Genomic DNA, 19242 nt, shown 5'->3' with positions numbered 1-19242 from the left:
CAGTACATAGAAAGCGTTTGGAGCAAAACCCACCTGGTTGTTTTGTATTAATGTACCTGTACCACCGGTAATACCCCCTACATCATATCCCTGGAATCCGGGAACATCGCTTGTAGTAAGTTTAGTTATCTCTGATTTCTGGAAGGTAATGTTACCACCAACTCTCCACGTAATATCATCTGTCTTAACAGGATATACATCAAGACTTAGCTCAAGACCTTCGTTTTCCATATCGCCAATGTTGTAGAATGCCCTGTTAGAGAAGTTAACACCCTGAGGGTTTTGTGCTTCTACGATAAGGTCATTTGTTTTACGTTTGTAGTAATCTACGCTACCGGTAATACGGTCTTTAAGGAAACCGAAATCTATACCAAAGTTCAATGTCTCTGTTTCTTCCCATACAAGGTTTTTGTTGTAAGAAAGAGGCCTGTAAGTGATTTCAAAAACCGGGTTTCCATTGACATCATAACCTGTCTGGTACTGAGCAGTGTTTGTAGATCCTGAGTATAATGGTACCGAAGGATATCTGGGGCCAATTTCCTGCTGGCCGGTAATACCCCAGCTAGCTCGAAGCTTAATATCACTAACAACATTGCTGTTAGCCAGGAATTCTTCCTGACTGATTCTCCATGCTGCTGCTGCTGCAGGGAAATAGCCCCAACGGTTTTCTTCTGTAAAACGAGAAGAACCGTCTGCCCTGAATGATCCGTTAAGGATATATTTGTCGTCAATAGTAAACGTTGCACGGCCAAAATAAGACTGAAGGTTCACGCGCTCACGGTATGGGTTGCCAAAGTTTGTTACGTCATTGGCGTAGTCGTAAGTATAGTTGCTTCCTTCATACCTGAAATCCTGGTAGCTGTAACCACCTGTTACGTCGATGTTAGTTTTGATAGCCTCTAAATACTTACTGTAGTTAGCATACAGGTCCATTACTTTATTCTTTTTGGTTTCCCTGTTCTCGTAATTATCTCCTGCGTCTCCTGCAAAAACGTAATTAATATCGGTACTGCCATACTCGCGGCCTTCAATAAAATCATAACCAAAGTTAGCTACAAGCTTAAGGTCTTCAAACCCGTGGATTTTATAATCAAACTGGGCATTACCTATACTTCTGTAAGTATTACCAAAGTTATGTTTCTGGTTAAGGAAAGCTATAGGGTTCCTGCTTGCGTTTACTTCCGGAACGCCATTAGTTGCCCACTGGAAATAGTTGCCCCATGCATTATCCTGACGGATAGGTTGTGTGGGGTCGAAAGCTATAGCAGCACCAATAGCACTTTTCTCGCTATTGTTGTTGTCCATTATAGCCGTTTTATTGTTTACTTCAACTTTTAAGTGCCTGTCGAAGAAATTACCAACTAAACCTGCAGATAACGATGTTCTCTGGAAGTTGTCTTTTTCAAGGATACCACCAATGTTAGTATACCCCATTGAGGCTCTGTATACGATGTTATCTGTACCACCGGAAAGGGCTACATTATGGTCAGTACCAAAAGAATTTCTGTAAATCTCATCCTGCCAGTTAGTGTTTGCAGTTCCAAGAAGGGCTACCTGGGCAGCCGATCCGTGTTCATTAACAAAGGCACGGTATTGGTTGGCGTTCATTACATTTACGGTCTTAACCACTTCGTTTATCTGGAAATTGGCGTTGTAGCTTATTTTCATTTCGCCGCTTTGTCCTTTTTTAGTAGTAATTATTACCACACCGTTTGATGCACGTGAACCATAGATAGCCAATGCTGCCGCATCTTTTAATACAGTCATGCTGGCAATGTCATTCTGGTTAACATTGGCAAGAGGGTTTCTTCCACCTTTAATGCTACCTCCGCTGGTATCTACCGGTACACCATCTATAATGTATAATGGGTCGTTGTTGGCAGTTAATGATGCACCGCTCCTGATTCTCACAAGAGAACCGCTGCCCGGCTCACCTCCGGCAGTAATTACCTGAACACCGGCAACACGCCCCTGTATAAGCTGTTCCGCTCCTACTACGGGTCCTTTGTTAAATTGTTCGGCGGTAATGCTTGTAAGGGCGCCTGTTGCGTCCTTTTTCGTTGTAGTACCGTAACCGATAACTACAACCTCCTGAAGCTGCGTTGCATCCTCCTGCATCGAGATATTCAGGCTGGCCTGGCCGCTGTATTCTACCACCTGATTTGTGTAGCCGATAAAGCTTACCACAATGCGGTCACCTGACTTAACATTGGTTAAGGTAAAGTTACCGTCCATATCGGTGGAAGTGCCATTAGAAGTTCCTTCTACTATAACGTTTGCGCCGGGTATGGGCTGTCCCGATGCAGCGTCGCTAACGATACCCTTTAAAGTGCTCTGTGCGAGAGCGGTAAAGGGCAACAAAAGCAGTAAAAGCAATAACTTTGTGTAGATTGTTTTCATACAAGTTGTTTAGGGTTAATTTTGGGTTTTGTACTTGCTTATAATTCACTTTCAATGTTAAAATTATGTAAATTCTTCTATGAAAAAAACGTTTTCGTATTCTCGGGTGGCCGAAAACGTTTGCGTGTTGAAAACTTTCTATATTTTGCAGAATTCCAGTAGGATAATTGTTACTAATAAAATTATCACCTATCTTTATTTCCAATACCATACTTTAACATGATTTTATGAAAAGAAAAGTAACCTTAAAACAGATTGCAAAAGAACTTGATGTTTCTATCTCTACAGTGTCTAAAGCATTGAGGAACAGTATAGAGATAAGCGAGGATACCCGACAGAAAGTGCAGGCTTTTGCAAAACTGTATAACTATAAGCCAAACAATATTGCCCTTAGCCTTAAAAACAAGAAAACCAAAACCATCGGGATTATAATTCCGGAGATAGTTCACCACTTTTTTGCGACTGTTATCAGTGGTATAGAACAGGTTGCGAACGAGAACGGATACAATGTAATCGTCTGCCTTTCAGACGAATCTTTCGATAAAGAAGTAATCAATATGGAGATGCTTGCCAATGGCAGTACCGATGGCTTTATCATGTCGCTTTCTAAAGAAACACAACTCAAAAAAGACTTTCACCATATCCAGGAGGTTATCAATCAGGGAATGCCCGTTGTTATGTTTGACAGGATAACCAATGATGTGCTTTGCGATAAGGTAATTATAGACGATCAGTTGGCGGCTTATGATGCTGTTGAGTTTCTTGTGAAACAAGGATTTAAAAATATAGGTCTTGTTACCACTGTAGACTATGTAAGCGTAGGCAAGCTGCGTACCGAAGGTTATGTAAATGCCCTTAACGATCACGACCTGCCTATCAATGAAAACATAATGGTAAAGATCGAAGACATAGAGAATTGTGCTGCCAAAATTGAAAAAATGCTGCTGAACAATAAGCCTGATGCCATCTTTGCGGTTAATGAGCTATTTGCAGTTACTACAATAAAACTGGCTAATAAAATGGGGCTAAAAGTGCCGGATGATATTTCAGTCATCGGATTTACCGATGGTATCATTTCGCAATTCTCTACACCAAGCATCACCACGGTGAGCCAGAATGGTATAAAAATGGGAGGCCGCGCCGCCAAAATGCTTATCGAACGCCTTGAAATGGAGGAGGAAGAGGATGGAAACGAGCAATACCGCACCGAATTGATTGATACGCACCTGGTTGAGAGAGAATCTACGTCAACGTTGTAGTTGCTAATAAAGTCTTTGTTTTCAGATGTTTAAAAAATATATTCCGGCCATAAAGCCGGATTTTTTTTTGAGTCAAATGTTTTTCAGATTAAAAAACAATTATCTTTGTGTTGATTATCAAAGCTTATACTTCACTTTCAACCATAAGTTTTTGATAAGCACATATCGCGCTTATCGTAATTAATAACCATTAAAATACGATAATGGAAAAGCGTAAATTAGGTTTCTGGGAAATCTGGAACATGAGTTTCGGTTTCTTGGGAATTCAAATGGGTTTTGCATTGCAAAACGCCAATGTGAGCAGGATATTCCAGACATTGGGTGCCGAAATTGACGACATCCCTGTGCTATGGGTAGCTGCTCCCCTCACCGGACTGATCGTCCAGCCTATTATCGGATATTTTAGTGACCGTACCTGGACAAAGCTTGGCCGCAGGAAACCTTATTTTTTAATGGGTGCATTGCTGGCTTCAATAGCATTATTCATTATGCCGAATTCACCTTCGTTGTGGTTTGCGGCAGGGATGTTGTGGATGCTTGATGCCTCGATAAATATTACTATGGAGCCTTTCAGGGCTTTTGTGGGAGATATGCTTAATGACAGGCAGCGTACCAGAGGCTTTGCCATGCAGAGTTTTTTCATTGGGTTAGGTGCTTATGTCGCTTCGAAACTTCCAAACATCCTGACATACTACAACGTGAGCAATGTGGCTCCGGCGGGACAGATACCCGATTCGGTAAAGTATTCGTTTTACATAGGCGGCGCCGCATTTATCATTACGGTATTGGTTACCATTTTTACGACAAAGGAATATTCTCCTAAAGAGCTTGAAGCTTTTGAAAAGGCAGAAAGCGATGAATACCATACCGAAGAACGTCCTGCTTCCTGGTTTACCGCTAACGGAAACAGGCATCTTTTGATAGGTATCATTACGCTTCTTATTGGTGTGATCTTTACATGGATCATTATCGAAAATCAGCTTAAAAAAGATCTTTATGTACTTTCCATAGGCCTTATCGGTATGGGGGGTGTCGCGTTGATTGTTTCGGGATTATTCCAGAAAAAAGGAAATTACCGCAATGGTTTCGTTACTATCATGAACGATTTTCAGTTTATGCCTAATGTAATGAAACAGCTTGCCGTAGTGCAGTTCTTTACCTGGTTTGCGCTGTTCTCTATGTGGATTTACACCACGGGAGCCGTTACCGAGCACATTTTTAAAACAACAGATACCACATCGGTCGCTTACAATACAGGTGCTAATGTGGTTAACGAAATGTTTGCCAATTATAACCTTGTGGGAGCCCTTGCAGCTTTTCTTTTACCGCTTATCGCTAAACGTACCAGCCGTAAATTCACACACTTCCTGGCACTTGCAGCGGGAGGTATAGGACTTGCGTCAATCTACTTTTTAGGGAATTCGGGAACATTTAACGATGTTCTTTTCAGAATAGGTTCTCCGGAGAACTATTTCAATTTTACTTTTTACATGTACGACCTGAGTATGATGGGTGTGGGCATAGCCTGGGCCAGCATACTTTCTATTCCGTTTGCAATGCTTAGCGGTTCGCTGCCGGCATCAAAAATGGGCTACTACATGGGCGTATTCAATTTCTTTGTTGTGATACCGCAGTTGCTGGCTGCATCGATCTTAGGCTTTTTGGTGTCGTTCTTCTTTAATAACGAGCCTGTTTATGCACTTCTAATCGGAGGTGTGTCTATGGTTGTGGCAGGTATAATGGCATTGCTGGTTAACGACAGGGCAAACATCAACATCAATCAAAAATCATAATGAATCCAAAAGCATTTATATTCGACCTGGACGGGGTTATTGTCGATACTGCCAAGTACCATTATCTGGCATGGCAAAAGATAGCCAACCGTTTGGGTATAGATTTCACACATGAGCATAACGAACTGCTCAAAGGCGTAAGCCGCATACGTTCGCTGGATATTATCCTGGGATTAGGCAATGTAGAAGCCTCTCAGGAGGACAAAGACAAATGGCTGGTTGAAAAGAACGAAGATTACCTGAGCTACATCCTGCACATGAAGGAGGATGAAATTCTTCCGGATGTGGTAAAAGTGCTTCAGTATTTAAAAGATAAAGGGCAGAAGATAGCCCTTGGTTCTGCCAGTAAAAATGCAAGACCTATACTTGAAAAAGTAGGGGTGCTTCATTTTTTTGATGCTATTGTAGATGGTAACGATGTCACCAATGCAAAACCCGACCCAGAGGTTTTTCTAAGGGCGGCGCAACTGCTGGATATTCCGGCAAACGAATCGGTTGTATTTGAAGATGCTGTTGCAGGCATTCAGGCAGCCAATGCTGCCGGTATGGTGAGCATAGGCATAGGCGATGCCAAAACACTTAACGAAGCCCAATACAACTTCAACGATTTTACAGAAATAGATACTGATTTTTTACAAACATTAGTCAATAAATAAGATGAACCAGGATTATATAGTACCGGATAATTGGTCGGTAATAGAAGAGGGATTTGATGCAGAAAGGGTAAAATCTTCGGAGAGTTTATTCAGTATTGGTAACGGTGCCATGGGGCAGCGTGCCAATTTTGAAGAAAGCTATTCAGGTAATACCTTTCAGGGAAGCTATATAGCAGGTATTTATTACCCCGATAAAACTAAAGTGGGCTGGTGGAAAAACGGCTACCCCGAATATTTTGCAAAAGTGCTTAACGCACCCAACTGGATAGGCATAAATATTACCATTAACGATGAGGTGCTCGACCTGAACACCTGTTCGGTTAAGAATTTTAAGCGTGAGCTTAATATGAAGGAGGGTTGGTACAACCGCTCTTTTGAAGCTGTGCTGCAAAACGGAACTGAGGTTAAAGTCAATGTAACACGTTTTCTTTCGTTAGTATCTGATGAGCTTGGCGTAATCAATTACCAGGTTACCCCGCTTAACAGGGCGGCACAGATAACTTTTAGCCCATACATAGATGCGGGTGTGCATAACGAAGATGCCAACTGGGAAGAGAAATTTTGGGAGCCTCTTGATGGTGAATGCAACGGTAATGAAGCTTTTTTAACCGCAAGAACATTCAAGACGCATTTTAATGTGGCGACCTATATGCATAACAGCATAGTGCTTAATGGCAAGGATGCTGAAGTGCTTCCAACTGATGTTGAGAAAACAATAGATAAAATAACTTTCAGCTACACTATAGAGGCTAACCCGAACGATACAGCTTCGATAGTTAAGTTTGGCGGTTATACCGTTTCGCTAAACCACGCTAACGATAAGTTGGTTGATGCAGCTAAAAGCGTAATCGCTTCGGCAAAAGCCAAAGGTTATGATGCTCTTTTAGAAGAGCAGAAACAGGCTTGGGCTGCCATCTGGGAAATGGCAGATATTACCATTGAAGGCGATGTGAAGGCACAACAGGGAATCCGTTTCAATATTTTTCAGCTAAACCAGACGTATCTGGGTAAAGATCCAAGGCTGAACATTGGCCCTAAAGGATTTACCGGAGAGAAATATGGAGGAAGTACCTATTGGGATACCGAAGCCTACTGCATACCATTCTACATGGCGACCAAAGACCAACAGGTGGCGCGTAACCTGCTTACCTACCGCTACAATCAACTCGATAAAGCTATTGAGAATGCAGCTAAACTTGGTTTTACCAACGGTGCAGCTTTATACCCGATGGTGACCATGAATGGCGAAGAATGCCACAACGAGTGGGAAATCACTTTTGAGGAAATTCACCGTAATGGGGCTATTGCTTTTGCTATTTACAACTACTACCGTTTTACCGGAGATTACAGCTATATCCCTGAAAAAGGACTTGAAGTGCTGATAGGTATCGCGCGTTTCTGGCATCAGAGGGCTACATTCTCGGCAATGAAGAACCAGTATGTTATACTTGGTGTGACAGGGCCTAACGAATATGAGAACAACGTAAACAATAACTTCTATACCAACTATATCGCTAAATGGTGTATTGACTATACTGTTGAGCAGCTGGCAAAAGTTAAGGATGAATTTACTGCCGATCACGACCGCATTATGGCAAAGGCCAATTTAAATGCTGAAGAGATAAGAAAGTGGAAAAATGTAGCTGATAACATGTATTTTCCATACTCGGAAGAGTTTGGAGTATACCTGCAGCAGGACGGTTTCCTTGATAAGGAACTTGTAAAAGTAGCCGATCTTGACCGTAGCCAGCGCCCGATAAACCAGAAATGGTCTTGGGACAGGATACTGCGTTCGCCATATATAAAGCAGGCTGACGTACTTCAGGGCTTTTACTTCTTCGAAGATCATTTTACAAGAGAACAATTAGAACAGCATTTTGATTTCTATGAACCGTTAACGGTACATGAATCGTCACTGTCGCCATGTGTACATTCTATACAGGCTGCTGTTTTGGGCAGGATGGAGCAGGCATATACTTTTTACCTGAGGACATCGCGCCTTGACCTTGATGATTACAACAAAGAGGTAGAGGAAGGCTGTCACATTACCAGTATGGCCGGTACATGGATGAGCATCGTAGAAGGTTTTGGCGGAATGAGAGTTAAGGATGACACACTTCATTTTGAACCAAGGATACCGCAACAATGGGAAGGTTATTCATTCAAGATCAATTTCAGGAACCAGGTGTTAGAGATTTCGATTCACCCGGGCGAAACGAAGTTTACCCTGGAAGGTACGCAGCCACTAACCGTTTATGTAAACGGAAAAGCTGTAACTGTAGAGCCAAATAAACTGGTGACTGTATAAATTTTACAACCTGCAAGGTCTTTGAGACCTTGTAGGTTTTTTAATTGTCCTCACCCCAATCGCTCTCCAAAGGAAAGGGGGGTGGGCTGAGGAAAAAAACAACAAAAAATGAAAAAACTACTTAGTCTTTTATTGCTGTTCGTATCGGGTGTGAATTTTGCACAGATACAAAAAACTGAGCCGCCATTCTGGTGGGCTGGAATGCACAATCCTGAACTGCAGATCATGTTCTATGGTAAGGATATTGCTAAATATGCGCCATCGGTGTCCAATAATGTTGTGATTACCAATGTGGTTAAAACTGAAAACCCGAACTATGTGTTTGTAACCATAGACACTAAAAATATACCGGCACAGGAACTTACTTTCTCGTTTAAGGATAAGACCAAAACTGCCTTTAGCCAGAAATATTCGCTGAAACAGCGTAAGGCAGGATCGGCGGAAAGGGAGAGTTATGATTCGTCTGACATGATGTACCTTATCATGCCCGACCGTTTTGCAAACGGAAACCCAAACAATGATTCGGATAAATCAGTTACTGAAAAAGCCGACCGTAACAATCCTGGAGGACGTCATGGAGGTGATATTGAAGGAATCATTAAAAACCTTGATTATTTACAGGAACTTGGGGCTACTGCCTTATGGAGTACTCCGCTATGTGAGGATAACGATAAACAGCATTCCTATCATGGATATGGCCAAAGCGATGTGTATAAAATTGACCCTCGCTACGGTACTAATGAAGATTATGTGCGCCTTTCGGCTGAGCTGAAAAAGCGCGGCATGAAGCTGGTTCTGGATTATGTAACCAATCACTGGGGCGCTGAACACTGGATGTACAAAGACCTGCCTACCTATGAGTGGGTACACCAATTCCCGGGGTATTCGCAGTCAAACTATCGTATGACGACACAGTTTGACCCCAATGCGTCTAAAGTTGACACTAAACAATGTATGGATGGCTGGTTTGTGCCGTCAATGCCCGATCTAAACCAAAGTAATCCGTTGGTGCTGAATTACCTTACGCAAAATGCGATATGGTGGATTGAGTATGCCGATCTGGGCGGTTTCCGTGTAGATACATACTCGTATAACGACAAAGCCGGTATTGCGAAATGGACTAAAGCCATAACCGATGAATATCCTTATTTCAATATTGTGGGTGAGGTGTGGATGCACGATCAGGCACAGATGGCTTATTGGCAGAAGGACAGTAAGATCGCTGCGATACAAAGCTATAACTCTAACCTGCCAAGCGTGATGGATTTTACCCTTCATGATGCTTTAGGCAGTGCTTTCAATGAAGACAGGACAGATTGGGATAAGGGAATGCAAAAGGTATATGACAACTTTACCAATGACTTTTTATATCCGAACATCAACAACATACTCACGTTTGCCGAGAACCACGATACAGGCCGTTTTAATGAGATCTATAAAGGCGATTTCAATAAGTATAAAATGGCTATGACCATACTTGCTACGGTAAGGGGTATCCCGCAATTGTATTACGGAAGCGAGATAGGCATGGCCGGTGATAAAGGAAAAGGCGATGCTGATATCCGTAGGGACTTCCCGGGCGGATGGTCTGGTGACAGCAATAACGCCTTTACGAAAGCAGGTCGTACTGCCGAACAGCAGAAATTCTTTGAGGTTACATCAAAACTATTTACGTGGAGAAAAGGTGCAGCTGTTATCCATAACGGGAAAATGATGCACTACCTGCCGCATGATAATGTGTATGTGTACTTCAGGTACAATGATAAGGAATCTGTTATGGTGATCATCAATAATAGTAACGAAGCAAAAACTTTTGGTACGGCACGTTTTGGCGAAAGCCTGAAAAACTACACATCGGGTACAGATGTTGTAACCGGTAAATCGGTTAATGTAAAAGGCGATGTTACTATGGAGCCGAAATCGGCATTGGTACTGGAACTTAAATAAATAATGTTTAACCACAAAGGACACAAAGAAGGCACAATGTTCACAACGCTTTGTGGTCTTAGTGAAAAATCTTAGAGCACTTTGTGGTTTAAAAAATTAAAGAAAACAGATATGAAAAAAACGCTTCTTTTAGCTACGATACTTACGGCTTTCATCAGTTGTAAAGACGATAAAAAAGCTGCTGAATCAAAAGAGACCACCCACACGGAAACGCTGGCACCCGTAAGCGATGCCATGATGGAAAATGCCGTGATTTATGAGGCTAATATCCGTAACTACTCGCCTGAAGGTACTTTTAATGCGTTTACCAAAGATATTCCGCAATTAAAAGGTCTTGGTGTAAAAGTGATTTGGCTTATGCCGGTATATCCTGTGTCAATGAAAAACAGGAAGGCAACAGGAGATTTGTCGGTTGAGGATATCAAAGATCCAGAAGAGCGTAAAAAATACCTTGGCAGCTATTATGCAATATCTGATTACACAGCGATTAACCCTGACCTAGGGACTGAGGCCGATTTTCAGAAATTGATAAAAACGGCCCATGATAATGGTATTTATGTGATACTTGACTGGGTCGCCAATCACACAGGATGGGATCATAAATGGATTACGGAGCATCCGGAATACTATCATAAAAATGCAAAAGGCGAAGTTACCGATCCGCTAAATCCTGAGACAGGAAAAAGCTGGGGCTGGACCGATGTTGCCCACCTTGATTATACAAGTAAAGTATTATATGAGCCTATGAAAAACGAAATGTTATATTGGGTTAAAGAGCAGGGAGTAGACGGTTTCCGTTGTGATGTGGCCGATAATGTACCTACTGAATTCTGGCAGTATACAATCCCAAAACTTAAAGACGTTAAGCCTGTTTTCATGCTGATGGAATCGGAAAAGCCATATTTGTTCAATGGATTGTTTGATATGGGTTACAACTGGCCTGCACATCATTTGATGAATGATATTGCCAAAGGCAAAAAGACCGTGAAGGACTGGGATGAACTGGTTGCTAAAAGAGCCAAAGAATTCAAAAAACAAGATATCTGGATGAACTTTACATCTAACCATGATGAGAATGCATGGAACGGTACCGAGTATGAGAGAATGGGCGACGGAGCAGAGGCTTTTGCAGCTTTGACCTATATCGCACCCGGTATGCCGCTTATCTACACCGGTCAGGAATATGACTTTAAGCGCCGCCTCAAATTCTTCGAGAAGGATGAAATAACAAAACAAAAAGGCAAAATGTATCCGGTATATGAAAAGCTGGGCAAACTGAAAAATATTAATCCGGCGCTTAATGGCGGAAAAAACCCTGCTGCCTATAACAGAATCGGTACATCTGTTGATGCAAACATCCTTGCTTTTGAAAGGGAGAATGGTAAAGACAGGGTGATTTACATCGCTAATCTTTCGGCTAAAGCGCAAACATTTACCACTCAGGTTGAGGGTGAATATACCAACTATATGAACGGACAAAAAACAACCCTTGCCAAAGGCCAGCAATTTAGCTTCAGGCCTTGGGAATATTGGGTGCTAGTAAAATAATATTATAATAAACAGGCCTGTCGGCATTTCTTGACGGGCCTGCCATTTGAATACCAATTGTTAACTTAAAAAATTTTTTAGATGATGAAAAAATTACTTTTGTTTTGTGCAGTATTCTTGGCGGGTACTGCAATGATGTCGGCCCAATTTGCAAATATTGGCATATTGGGAGGCTCTACGTCTACAGGATGGGGGGCTGATACCGATATGGTAACCACGGACGGTGTAGTTTATACGCTGGAAAATGTAGTTATTACAGTGCCGGACAGCGACCCCGGTGTAAAATTCAGGCAGGATGATGCCTGGACAACCAACTGGGGAGGTTCAGGTTTCCCTTCGGGAACTGCTTCTTTAAACGGAGCCAACATTCCGGCAACCAACGGGACCTATAATGTTACATTTAACCTGTCGACACTTGCTTATAGCTTTGTGCCTATAGGAATTGAAATTCCCGAAGTTACAATGGGAGGCGAAGGCGTTGCTATTAACCTTTCGAGTGCAGATGGTGTGCATTATTCTGCAAAGAGTGCTACTGTGCCGGAAACTACTGTCTCATTTAATATAGATGGTGCCGATTGGGGCGATACGGCATTCCCTTCAGGCACTGCGGTACAGGGCGGCCATATAACGGTGCCTGCCAATATGTATAATATTACTTTCAACTTAGAAACTAAAGCCTACAGTTTTGACTTTGTTGTTATAAGCCTTGTTGGTGCCGGTATTGTAGACTGGAATACCGATACCGACTTAGCGAGTGTAGATGGTGTAAATTATACGCTTTCTAATTTTACATTCCCGGGCGGAGAGGTTAAATTCAGACAGAATCACGATTATACTCCGGGATGGGGAAGTACAGAATTCCCTTCAGGAACGGGGTCTACTGACGGTGCTGCGCCAAATATTCCGGTAACGGCAGGCGCATGGGATGTAGCCTTTAATAGGGAAACAGGTATTTACACATTTAGTACGCCTACAGCAGGAGTTGAAGAATTTGCAGCTAATGCAATTTCGGTGTATCCTAATCCTACACAAAACCAATGGATTTTTATGACTAACAATGTCATGATTGACCGTATTGATATTATTGATCTAACTGGGAAAGTAGTTTATGCTTCTCAGGTTTATGCTTCAGAAGCAATTGTAAATGCCGAAGGTTTTGCTCCGGGAATGTATTTTGCAAAACTGACTTCGGGTACTACGGCTAAGACCGTAAAAATTATCAGAAAATAGTTTTTTCTTTTTCATAAATGCGAAAAGCATCCGCCGTGGCGGATGCTTTTTTATTTGTGTGGGTGTCATTCAAATCTCTGTATCTTTACAAAAAATCTATTCACTATGGCGGCAGTATTAAAAATAGGGCATCGGGGAGTCAAAGGCCATGTGGCTGAAAATACCCTGGCTTCGTTTCAAAAAGCACTCGAAATGGGTGTTGACGGTATTGAACTGGATGTGCATGTTGCTGCCACGGGAGAGTTGGTAGTCATACACGATTTTACCGTAGACCGTACAACAAATGGCACCGGCGAAGTACACAAAATGACATTGGCCGAACTGAAAAAGCTGTCTGTTGAAGGGCAGTTTACTATTCCGTTGCTTGATGAGGTACTGGCACTGGTAAACCGAAAATGCCTGGTGAATGTTGAAATGAAAGGCCGCCATACGGCAAAACCCGTGTCGGACTTTATTGATAAGTATGTAAAAGAAAAAGGCTGGAAATATGAAGATTTCATAGTGTCGAGCTTTCAGCGTGAAGAGCTGCAAATAATGAGTGAGATCAATAAAAATATACCGCTTGGTATATTAACGCAGGCCAGTGTTACCCAGGCATGGGAGTGGGCAGAGGAGTTTTCGGCAAAAGCCATACACCCACACTATTCGCTGCTTACGGAAAGCAATGTGAAAAAAGCACAGCAGGCTGGGCTTAAAGTATATACATGGACTATAAACGATGCCGAAGATATTGAACGCATAAAAACCTATAATGTTGATGGTATAATATCTGATTTTCCTGAGTTATTATGAGTAAAAGTTTTGATGTAGTTATAGCAGGTGGTGGTGCTGCGGGGTTTTTTACAGCCATAAATATTGCAGAAGCCAATCCGAAAATGAAGATAGCGATACTGGAAAGAGGAAAAGAAGTGCTTTCTAAAGTACGTATATCGGGAGGAGGGCGCTGCAATGTTACGCATGCGTGTTTTATACCAAACGATTTGGTGAAGTTTTATCCGAGAGGGGAGAAAGAGCTCAAAGGCCCTTTCAACCGTTTTTGCTCGGGCGATACGATCGAGTGGTTTGAGCGCCATGGTGTAGAACTTAAAATTGAAGAAGACGGGCGTATGTTTCCGGTAACGGACAGCTCGCAAACCATAATAGACTGTTTTCTTGAAGCCTCAAAAAAACTGGGTATCCAGATATTGATGGGCGAGAGCATTCAATCGCTTTACCACAATGAAAAGCATTGGAAAATAGAAACGAACAAAGAAGTTTTCCTTGCAGAGAAACTGGTTATGGCTACAGGAAGCAATCCTAAGATGTGGGATATGCTTGCTGAAATGGGTCATACTATCATATCGCCGGTCCCGTCATTATTTACTTTCAACATTAAAGACCCAAGGATCAAAGACCTTATGGGTGTTTCGGCACAGGCATCGGTAAAAGTAAAAGGTACAAAGCTCGAAGCAGCAGGGCCTTTACTGATAACCCATTGGGGTGTGAGTGGCCCGGCAATACTTCGTGTTTCGGCCTGGGGCGCGAGGGAGCTGTTCGGTAAGAATTACCAGTTTACGCTACAAGTCAACTGGCTGAATGATATTGATGCTGAAGAATGCGAAGACCAGTTGAAAGAATTAAGGCAGGAGAATGCTAAAAAGACGGTGACTAAATTCTCGCCATACGATTTCCCAAACCGTTTATGGCAAAGTCTTGTAAATGCAGCCGGCATTCTGCCTGAAACACGCTGGGCTGATTTATCTAAAGCTCAATTGCAGGCTTTAGTACAGCAGCTTACTAACGGACAGTTTCAGGTAAATGGAAAAAGTACCTTTAAGGAAGAGTTTGTTACTGCCGGAGGTGTAGACCTTAAAGAGGTTAATTTCAAGACGATGGAAAGCAAACTGCTTCCAGATCTTTATTTTACAGGAGAGATATTGAATATTGATGCCATCACAGGAGGCTTTAACTTTCAGAATGCCTGGACCGGGGGTTATATTGCTGCCCAAAGCATAGTTGGGGAATAGCCAGTATTTTCAGGTATTGACGATTTTTGTGTGAAATATTTTACTTTTTAACGCAACCGTTTGCTTAATGTTGTATCTAATATTAAAAATCAATCATTTATGAAAAACAAGTTACTACTTATGGGGCTATGCATGTCTGTTATGGCATGCTCTGATGACAACAGTACTTCTGTTGTCGATGATCCACAAACTCAAAACAAGGTTGTGATGCTAAAGGTCGATGTAATGACCTCCGCATTTGAAGGAGGTAAAGAGCTTACCTTTGAAGATGCTTCAACATTTACCATTTCGCATCAATACAACACGCCGGGAGATTTTGGTTCGATACAACTAAAGTATGACGAACTGGATGCCCCAATTTTTGACGGAACGGTTCACTGGATGGGATTAGGCGAAATTTCATATCCTGCTACTATGGAATCTGCGGCATCTTTTGAAACAATGGATGTTGATGTTTCGTTACCAGATGCATCGCAGCGTGAGCTGATCGTTTATGATGAATTTATGCCTAATGATGAGTGGCCTTACGCTCCAGATTATGCAGCATTATGGGGAGCAGTGGATAATCTGAAGGTTGTAAAAGATTACAGGGAAGCCAATCCGAATGCTAAGGTTCATTTTTTCCTTTATACGCCAAGTGTAGGATCAGGTGACCCGGCAGAATGGGACTGGTTCATTATCCTGAAAAATTAATTATTGTTTATGTGATAGCCTCCGAAAGGGGGCTTTTTTTATTATAGGAGAGCAGTGATCCCAATAATCAGATAATACAATTCTAAAGTTCTAACTATCTATTCAGCCACCAAATCGCTGCATTAAGTGCAGTAGCAAATGTTACCCATAACAGATAAGGAATAAACAGGTAGCCCGCAATCTTATTTATCTTGTTGAATTGTACAAAGGTTTCGTATATCATGAGCCATAGTATTATAATCTCTATAAGTGCCAGGAACGGATTATAAAGCCCAAAGAATAGAAATGACCAAAGTGCATTAAGTGCCAGCTGGATGGCAAAAAAAGTAAGTCCTTTTCTAACCGTTTCTTTCTGACGATCGATTTCATGCCAAACCAATCCTGCCGCAATACCCATCAGTACATAAAGCGTTGTCCATACCGGGGCAAATATTTCATTAGGCGGATTGAATGATGGTTTCTCTACAGTTTTGTACCATGTGTTTACGCCTTCCTGCGTAAGCAGGCCTGCGATTGTACCGACAACTACACAGGTCACGATCATTATGATAATCTTAAACGTACGGGATAAGGTTTTTTGTTCCATGGTTCAAAGTTAAAAAAGAAAAGTTTTAAAAAGATGCTAAATTTTTAACCACAAGGAGCACTATCAATATATTTTAAGATTAGTTACATAAACTTCACAAAGCTTTGTGAAGCTTGTGGTTTTCTTTGTGCCCTTTGTGCTCAAAATAATATTTATCTTTGCATCAAAATACACCACCATGTCTGAAAAGGATTTTATCCCTTCTTCATATTCTGATTCTATAGAAAGCGGCAATTTCGAATGGAGCGCGCCAAGCAATATAGCCCTTGTAAAATACTGGGGTAAGTTAGGGAAGCAGCTTCCTGCAAACCCTTCCATAAGTCTTACGCTGAAAAACTGCAAGACCATTACAAAACTTGGTTTTGAAAAGAGAGCCAACGATGGCAATTTTTCTTTCGACCTGCTTTTTGAAGGGCAGCCAAAAGAAAGCTTCCGTCCGAAGATTGAAAAATTCTTTGAGAGGGTAGAGGAATATCTCCCGTTTTTAAAAGACTATCATTTTACAATTGATACTCAAAATACTTTCCCTCACAGTTCGGGGATTGCTTCATCGGCATCCGGGATGGCTGCATTGGCTGTAAACCTTATGAGCCTTGAAAAAGTGCTTAACCCCGAAATGACCGATGGATACTTTGACCAAAAAGCATCTTTTCTTGCGCGTTTAGGTTCGGGCAGTGCCTGCCGCAGCGTTAAAGGAAAAGTTGTTATTTGGGGCGAAAACTGCGAAACGCCTAATAGTTCTAACCTTTTTGGTTTAGAATACCAGGATGTGAATCTGGCTTTTGCCAATTTTCAGGATACAATACTATTGGTAGATAAAGGCGAGAAGCAGGTGAGCAGTACAGTAGGTCATGACCTGATGCACGGGCATCCGTTTGCAGAGCAGCGTTTTGCGCAGGCGCATGAAAACCTGTCTAAAATGAAGGCGGCACTTGCAACAGGCGACCTTGATGCATTCATCAAAATTACCGAGAGCGAAGCACTAACGCTCCATGCGATGATGATGACATCTATGCCGTATTTTATACTTATGAAACCCAATACGCTGGAGATCATTAACAAGATATGGGAGTTCAGAGCTAAGACTGGTGTGCCTGTGTGTTTTACACTCGATGCAGGTGCCAATGTACATGTGCTATATCCCGAAAACGTTAGCAGTAAAGTTTTAGATTTTATTAAGAACGAATTAGTTGGCTATTGCCAAAACAGTCAGTACATTTGCGACGAAATTGGTACGGGCGCCGTTAGGATTAATTAGGATAATTTTTTTTAACATTTAACGTTTTAATCCGTACCTTTAATAAAAATATCATCCATGAAAGGACCGTTATTTTACTCAAAAATTCTACTCTTCGGAGAATATGGGATCATCAAAGATTCTAAAGGATTATCTATTCCCTATAATTTTTACAACGGAGCCCTGAAAAGGGATGACAATACATCTGAAGAGGCAGTTAAATCTAACGGCCACTTAAAACGTTTTGTAGCCTATCTTGAGAACCTGCAGCAGGAACAACCTGAACTGGTGACTTTTGATATGGCATCACTTAACGAACATGTAGAAGAAGGCATGTACTTTGATTCTACTATTCCACAAGGGTATGGCGTAGGCAGCAGTGGTGCACTGGTAGCGGCTATTTATGACCGTTATGCCAATGACAAGATCACCGTATTGGAAAACCTTACCCGCGAGAAGCTGTTACAACTTAAAAAGATCTTCGGCCAGATGGAATCTTTCTTCCATGGCAAGAGTTCAGGGCTTGACCCGCTTAACAGTTACCTTAGCATTCCTATCCTTATCAACTCACAGGACAATATCGAGGCTACCGGCATACCAATGCAGAGTGCCGACGGTAAAGGGGCAGTGTTTCTTTTAGATTCAGGCATTGTTGGCGAAACAGCTCCTATGGTTTCTATCTTTATGGAGAACCTGAAGGAGAAAGGTTTCCGCGATATGTTCAAGAAGGAATTTGCAAAATATACCGATGCCTGTGTGGACAACTTCCTGCATGGCGACCTGAAAGCATTGTTCTCTAATACCAAAAAGCTTTCTAAAGTGGTTCTGAATAACTTTAAGCCCATGATCCCGGAGCAATTCCATGAACTGTGGCAAAAGGGTATTGAGACCAACGATTACTACCTTAAACTTTGCGGTTCTGGTGGCGGAGGCTACATCCTTGGATTTACCGAAGATATAGAGAAAGCGAAACAATCGCTGCAAGGGCATAAGCTTGAGGTGGTTTACCAATTTTAAGCAGTCATGCACAGCACTACCGATATTTTAAATATACTGCTGAAGTCTATATTCGTAGGCTTTGGTTTTATCATGCCTGTACTTGCGCTGATAAAAACATCTAATCTTAAAGCATTGCAGGTTAAAGACCTGTTTATTCTTACTGCTGTTCAGGCTGTGAGGGTTTCAGGAATACTTTATTTTGTGCTTGCTTTTGTGGCAGCCTATCCGCTGCTGGCACATAGTAGTCCTACAGGCGCCGGAGGAGTAAAAATAGATTTTACCAACTATGCGGTTTATTTGCTTTTTGCGCCAATAATGTGCCTTATTATCAGTCAGCTTTTCTGGCTGAAGAAACTGTACATGAAAAAAGCGGCACTTATTACGCTTTCATTACTGCTACTTATACTACCGTCAGATCTGTTCTTTGCATTTGCCCAGTCGAAGGATTTTATGTCTTCACTTAAAGCGATGTTTACTGGAGCCGAAATTTTAAAGGCGTTTATAAGCTGTGTTATATTTATCTTTATAACCTTCACAATAATGTTGATGGGAGGGAAGTTAAAAGATAAAAAGGCATAAA

General features: G+C 41.8%; 15 protein-coding genes. 13 read left to right on the top strand and 2 right to left on the bottom strand.

Translation table 11 applies throughout. From position 1 onward, the window contains the following. Nucleotides 1–2400: SusC/RagA family TonB-linked outer membrane protein (locus ACX0HA_RS16510; protein WP_458846409.1), on the bottom strand; the 2400-nt coding region annotated here is incomplete at its 3' end. A gap of 227 nt (nucleotides 2401–2627) precedes the next feature. Between ACX0HA_RS16510 and ACX0HA_RS16505 the strand changes: the two genes are divergently transcribed. The 10 genes from ACX0HA_RS16505 (at nucleotide 2628) to ACX0HA_RS16460 (ending at nucleotide 15840) form a co-directional block, all read left to right on the top strand. After that, nucleotides 2628–3659, top strand: a complete 1032-nt coding sequence (locus ACX0HA_RS16505) for a LacI family DNA-binding transcriptional regulator (protein ID WP_458846408.1) — start codon at nucleotides 2628–2630, stop codon at nucleotides 3657–3659. Nucleotides 3660–3862: 203 nt separating this feature from the next. After that, nucleotides 3863–5452: an MFS transporter gene (locus ACX0HA_RS16500; RefSeq protein ID WP_458846407.1), complete on the top strand. Its 1590-nt coding sequence runs from the start codon at nucleotides 3863–3865 to the stop codon at nucleotides 5450–5452. Further along, nucleotides 5452–6108, top strand: coding sequence for a beta-phosphoglucomutase (pgmB, locus tag ACX0HA_RS16495; protein WP_458846406.1), 657 nt, complete (start codon nucleotides 5452–5454; stop codon nucleotides 6106–6108). Before ACX0HA_RS16500 ends, pgmB begins: the two co-directional genes overlap by 1 nt. 1 nt (nucleotide 6109) lies before the next feature. Then, a complete protein-coding gene (locus tag ACX0HA_RS16490; RefSeq protein WP_458846405.1) occupies nucleotides 6110–8416 on the top strand; it encodes a glycoside hydrolase family 65 protein in 2307 nt (768 codons plus the stop codon). A gap of 108 nt (nucleotides 8417–8524) precedes the next feature. Beyond that, the gene (locus ACX0HA_RS16485) at nucleotides 8525–10363 is read left to right on the top strand and encodes a glycoside hydrolase family 13 protein (protein ID WP_458846404.1); all 1839 of its coding nucleotides are present in this window, start codon (nucleotides 8525–8527) and stop codon (nucleotides 10361–10363) included. 111 nt (nucleotides 10364–10474) lie between these two features. Next, nucleotides 10475–11911 carry an alpha-amylase family glycosyl hydrolase gene (locus ACX0HA_RS16480; RefSeq protein ID WP_458846403.1) on the top strand — a complete coding sequence of 479 codons (1437 nt, stop codon included), beginning with the start codon at nucleotides 10475–10477 and terminating at the stop codon, nucleotides 11909–11911. 81 nt (nucleotides 11912–11992) lie between these two features. After that, complete coding sequence (locus ACX0HA_RS16475) at nucleotides 11993–13141, top strand: T9SS type A sorting domain-containing protein (protein ID WP_458846402.1); 1149 nt, start codon at nucleotides 11993–11995, stop codon at nucleotides 13139–13141. A 105-nt stretch (nucleotides 13142–13246) separates the two neighbouring features. Further along, nucleotides 13247–13933: a glycerophosphodiester phosphodiesterase gene (locus ACX0HA_RS16470; protein WP_458846401.1), complete on the top strand. Its 687-nt coding sequence runs from the start codon at nucleotides 13247–13249 to the stop codon at nucleotides 13931–13933. Beyond that, on the top strand, nucleotides 13930–15147 hold the full coding sequence (locus ACX0HA_RS16465) for a BaiN/RdsA family NAD(P)/FAD-dependent oxidoreductase (protein WP_458846400.1): 1218 nt from the start codon (nucleotides 13930–13932) through the stop codon (nucleotides 15145–15147). The genes ACX0HA_RS16470 and ACX0HA_RS16465 overlap by 4 nt, the downstream gene beginning before the upstream one ends. Nucleotides 15148–15246: 99 nt before the next feature. After that, nucleotides 15247–15840, top strand: a complete 594-nt coding sequence (locus tag ACX0HA_RS16460) for a hypothetical protein (RefSeq protein WP_458846399.1) — start codon at nucleotides 15247–15249, stop codon at nucleotides 15838–15840. A 94-nt stretch (nucleotides 15841–15934) separates the two neighbouring features. Here the strand turns inward: ACX0HA_RS16460 and ACX0HA_RS16455 are convergent, their stop codons facing one another. Beyond that, a complete protein-coding gene (locus tag ACX0HA_RS16455) occupies nucleotides 15935–16426 on the bottom strand; it encodes a TspO/MBR family protein (RefSeq protein WP_458846398.1) in 492 nt (163 codons plus the stop codon). Between the two features lie 178 nt (nucleotides 16427–16604). Here ACX0HA_RS16455 and ACX0HA_RS16450 point away from each other — a divergent pair, with 178 nt between their 5' ends. From ACX0HA_RS16450 to ACX0HA_RS16440, 3 genes are read left to right on the top strand one after another with little or no spacing between them, the layout of a single operon-like run. Next, entirely contained in the window at nucleotides 16605–17684 is a 1080-nt protein-coding gene (locus ACX0HA_RS16450; RefSeq protein ID WP_458846397.1) for a diphosphomevalonate decarboxylase, read from the top strand. Between the two features lie 57 nt (nucleotides 17685–17741). Beyond that, nucleotides 17742–18680, top strand: a complete 939-nt coding sequence (locus tag ACX0HA_RS16445; RefSeq protein ID WP_458846396.1) for a mevalonate kinase family protein — start codon at nucleotides 17742–17744, stop codon at nucleotides 18678–18680. 6 nt (nucleotides 18681–18686) lie between these two features. Continuing rightward, the gene (locus tag ACX0HA_RS16440; RefSeq protein WP_458846395.1) at nucleotides 18687–19241 is read left to right on the top strand and encodes a hypothetical protein; all 555 of its coding nucleotides are present in this window, start codon (nucleotides 18687–18689) and stop codon (nucleotides 19239–19241) included. The last annotated feature ends 1 nt before the right edge of the window (nucleotide 19242 follow it).

This window comes from Flavobacterium hauense, from assembly GCF_054457175.1.
The sequence above is the reverse complement of the archived record's forward strand: the minus strand, read 5'-3'. Positions and strand labels throughout refer to the sequence as shown.

Coding starts and splice junctions, on each gene's coding strand:
- pgmB (WP_458846406.1), top strand. CDS start 5,452: ATGAATCCAAAAGCATTTATATTCGACCTGGACGGGGTTATTGTCGAT.
- ACX0HA_RS16505 (WP_458846408.1), top strand. CDS start 2,628: ATGAAAAGAAAAGTAACCTTAAAACAGATTGCAAAAGAACTTGATGTT.
- ACX0HA_RS16475 (WP_458846402.1), top strand. CDS start 11,993: ATGATGAAAAAATTACTTTTGTTTTGTGCAGTATTCTTGGCGGGTACT.
- ACX0HA_RS16485 (WP_458846404.1), top strand. CDS start 8,525: ATGAAAAAACTACTTAGTCTTTTATTGCTGTTCGTATCGGGTGTGAAT.
- ACX0HA_RS16470 (WP_458846401.1), top strand. CDS start 13,247: ATGGCGGCAGTATTAAAAATAGGGCATCGGGGAGTCAAAGGCCATGTG.
- ACX0HA_RS16480 (WP_458846403.1), top strand. CDS start 10,475: ATGAAAAAAACGCTTCTTTTAGCTACGATACTTACGGCTTTCATCAGT.
- ACX0HA_RS16445 (WP_458846396.1), top strand. CDS start 17,742: ATGAAAGGACCGTTATTTTACTCAAAAATTCTACTCTTCGGAGAATAT.
- ACX0HA_RS16500 (WP_458846407.1), top strand. CDS start 3,863: ATGGAAAAGCGTAAATTAGGTTTCTGGGAAATCTGGAACATGAGTTTC.
- ACX0HA_RS16460 (WP_458846399.1), top strand. CDS start 15,247: ATGAAAAACAAGTTACTACTTATGGGGCTATGCATGTCTGTTATGGCA.
- ACX0HA_RS16490 (WP_458846405.1), top strand. CDS start 6,110: ATGAACCAGGATTATATAGTACCGGATAATTGGTCGGTAATAGAAGAG.
- ACX0HA_RS16465 (WP_458846400.1), top strand. CDS start 13,930: ATGAGTAAAAGTTTTGATGTAGTTATAGCAGGTGGTGGTGCTGCGGGG.
- ACX0HA_RS16440 (WP_458846395.1), top strand. CDS start 18,687: ATGCACAGCACTACCGATATTTTAAATATACTGCTGAAGTCTATATTC.
- ACX0HA_RS16450 (WP_458846397.1), top strand. CDS start 16,605: ATGTCTGAAAAGGATTTTATCCCTTCTTCATATTCTGATTCTATAGAA.
- ACX0HA_RS16455 (WP_458846398.1), bottom strand. CDS start 16,426: ATGGAACAAAAAACCTTATCCCGTACGTTTAAGATTATCATAATGATC.